The 3,370-nt window shown below is 37.6% G+C and carries 2 protein-coding genes; both read left to right on the top strand.

Annotated elements, in window-relative coordinates; all coding sequences use genetic code 11:
• Nucleotides 1–183: 183 nt before the first annotated feature.
• Nucleotides 184–1,290 carry a (Fe-S)-binding protein gene (locus ACUVXA_RS18485; protein WP_445872763.1) on the top strand — a complete coding sequence of 369 codons (1,107 nt, stop codon included), beginning with the start codon at nucleotides 184–186 and terminating at the stop codon, nucleotides 1,288–1,290.
• Between the two features lie 161 nt (nucleotides 1,291–1,451).
• Nucleotides 1,452–3,140 (top strand): ATP-dependent DNA ligase, encoded by a 1,689-nt coding sequence (locus ACUVXA_RS18480; RefSeq protein WP_445872762.1) that lies wholly within the window; start codon nucleotides 1,452–1,454, stop codon nucleotides 3,138–3,140.
• Nucleotides 3,141–3,370 lie beyond the last annotated feature (230 nt).

The raw sequence follows: 3,370 nt of genomic DNA, 5'->3' as shown, positions 1-3,370 counted from the left end.
TACAACCCTTGCAAAAACCGTTCTCCAGCTACGGAGATTGAAAGTTTTTTATTTTAAAATTTTTGGTCATTTTTTGTTAAAAGCTAGGAGTAACCGAATAGCTTATACGTAATAGCAATTTACGTTTTTTCTAGTTGTTTATTATATTTGATTGAGATTTATTGATTTTCTATGGTGAAGATTATGGGTGACAAAAATAGATTATTAGATTTTATTAATTCTTGTATTAATTGCGAGCAATGTGTTGATGTGTGTCCTACTTATATCGAGACTGATGATGACTTGTTAAATCCTATTTCTAGATTACAAATATCTAAGAAAGCATTTGAAGGTGGGGTGATTTCCCAGAAGGAGATTGAGAGCCTTTATAGTTGTTTATGCTGTGAAAAGTGCGACAAAATTTGCCCTTACGAGATACCTGTTTCCGAAATTGTTGATAAAGCTAAAAAAGAATTAGTGAAGAAGGGCCTCGGCCCTCTGGAGGCGCACCAAAAGATAATTAGTGGTATTATGGAGAAGGGAAACTCTGTTAACGGTGACCCGGAAGCTAGACTTGAATGGATGTCCGAAGAATACTTTGAAAAAGATTCAGATACTCTCCTCTATTTGGGTTGTCTTGAGTCCTATTTGATTAAGGATTCTGCTAGTTCAGCTTACCAGGTTCTGAAAAAAGCTGGAGTCGATTTCCGAGTAATAAAGGACGAAGGTTGTTGTGGTACTTATCTCTTCGAGTCGGGAAGGGTGGATCTTGCGGAGAAAAAGTTTCGAGAAAATGCTGAGAAATTTAAGAAACTCGGAATAAAGAGAATAATCTCCCCTTGTGCCGGATGTTACAGATGCTTTAAAAACTATTACCCCATAATTCTAAAAAAGGCAGACTTTGAAGTTTATCACATTGTGGAAATACTTTATGATCTGTATAATAAGGGACAATTAAAATTGAAAAAGGTGAAAAGAGAGTTATCCTATCATGATCCCTGCCACCTGGGAAGAGCGGAAGGCATCTACGAGGAGCCCCGAGAATTACTAAAGGCCTGCGGAGCAAAAATATTAGAATTAGAGAACAATAGAGAAAAGGCAAACTGTTGCGGAGCAGGTTCAGGAGTAAGATCCGCTTTCCGAGACCTTTCCACGGACATAGCGGCTAGAACACTAGACTCAATGAAGAATGATATATTAGTTTCACCGTGCGCATTTTGCACCTTTAACTTCAGCTATACCTCAAGAAAAAAAGAAAAAGGAAAACAAATAATGCACATAACTGACGTAATCCTTAGTTCTCTCCCCTAAAAATTTATCAGTCTTTTTTATTTTTCCTCATTCCATTTCTAACCGATTTTACAATCTAGAAAAAACCTTATAGCAAGATTTACCATAGGGAAAACTTAATAGAGTTTTCAAAAGCTTTCAAGCTTGAATATAATTTAAGGTCTGCTGGGGCGTCTCGTGACTTGAGTGAAACATTTTACAAAGATCTTGCTGAACTATGTGAGGAAATAGAATCAACAACTAAAAGACTAGTAATCATTGAGCTTATTGCCCAATTTCTGAATAAAATATTTCCCGAAGAAGTTGCGCCTTCGATTAGAATGATAGTGGGTAAAACCTTCCCAGAGTGGAGCCCCCAAACACTAGATTTGTCTTGGAGAACCACCATTAAAGTGATAAAAAATATCACCAAAGCCTCAGACCAACAAATGTTGCAGGCCTTTAGCGAGAAGGGAGATCTCGGTGATATGGCCCAATTGTTAATGCTTAAAAAAGATCTTTCAAAACAAACCACTCTACTCTCTAAACCGCTGACAATATTGGAGGTTTATAATAGCTACCAAAGTATTTCTGAAATCAAGGGAGGCGGTTCAAAAAAGAAAAAAGAAAACATACTTCTAAGTCTACTAAGTAGGGCAAGTCCTTTGGAAACAAAGTATATAATAAAAAACCTCATTGGAGAAATGAGGCACGGGGCTTCTTCAGGATTAATGGAGGAGGCTATAGCAAAGGCTACTGGAGTACCTTTAGAGACGGTTAAAAGAGCACATATGTTAATTGGAGATCTTGGGGAAGTAGCGGAAAAGGCTTTCCTGAACGGTTCTCAATCACTTAAAGAAGTTAGACCAATTCCATTTCGTCCCATAAGACCTATGCTAGCACAGTCTGTGGAGAATGTTGCTGAGGCACTCAAAGAACACGGAGGAGAAACCAGCTTAGAATATAAGCTTGATGGTGCTAGACTACAGATACACATCCTCAACGGGGAGATTAGGATTTTTAGTCGAAAGCTAACCGAAGTAACAATGAGTTTACCTGAAATAGTAGAAAAAATTAGTAACAATATTCAATGTGAGAATGCTATAATTGAGGGCGAAGTAATAGCCATAAGCAATGATGCACGACCTCTTCCCTTCCAAAATCTAATGAGGCGATTCCGCAGAATCAAGAGAATAAAAGAAATGGTAAACGAAATCCCCGTAAAACTTTACCTATTCGACATAATTTACCTAGATGGTAACCTACTAATAGACCAGCCCTATAGAGAGAGAAGAAAAATTCTGTCCAATATTTCTGGTAAGATTGAACTGGTTCCCCAGTTAGTGACCGGAGACCAAAATAAGGCTCAAGAATTTTTTAAAGATGCACGGGGAAAAGGTCATGAGGGATTAATAGCCAAAAAGATTGAAAGCAAATACACTCCTGGTAGAAGAGGAAAAAAGTGGCTAAAAATAAAAGAGACCGAAACACTTGATCTGGTAATAGTAGGCGCAGATTGGGGATACGGACGAAGAGTAAAATGGCTCAGCGATTACTACCTAGCTGCTCGAAATGGGGAATCGGGAGAACTTCAAACAATAGGAAAAACATTCAAAGGACTCACAGACGAAGAATTTGAAGATATCACCAAGAAACTAGAAAAAATAAAAACATTTGAGGATGGAAGAACTGTAAAAGTTAAACCCGAAATAGTTGTGGAAACCATTTTTGACGAAATACAAAAATCACCCAAATATGAATCCGGATACGCCCTCCGATTCGCAAGAATAAAAAGAATAAGAGACGACAAAGACATGGAAAATATCGATACCATAAAGAAAGTAAAGCAGCTTTACGAAAACCAGTTCAAAACCAAGGCAAAATCAATATAGGTATAGACGAGCATGCGCATTTAGGTAGCTATTCCTTTGGGTGGTCGCTGAATACACGCACGCTCGTCTTTCACAAAAAGGTTTTCTCCCATTTTGAAAAGTGCGGAACGGTCATGTACTTCCCTAAAGTTTAACCGAACCACGCTTTTCACGAATTCCCCTTCTGTAAGCTTTATGAGGGTTTAATCTGATTTTTTTTAAATTTTCATACCTTTTGATTGATTTTATTT

This window comes from Candidatus Jordarchaeum sp., from assembly GCF_052745115.1.
Note: the sequence above shows the minus strand (reverse complement) of the source record. Positions and strands in the feature narration are given on the sequence as shown.

Bases quoted from the DNA above. Each gene is read 5' to 3' on its own strand.
- ACUVXA_RS18485 (WP_445872763.1), top strand. From the start codon at position 184: ATGGGTGACAAAAATAGATTATTAGATTTTATTAATTCTTGTATTAAT.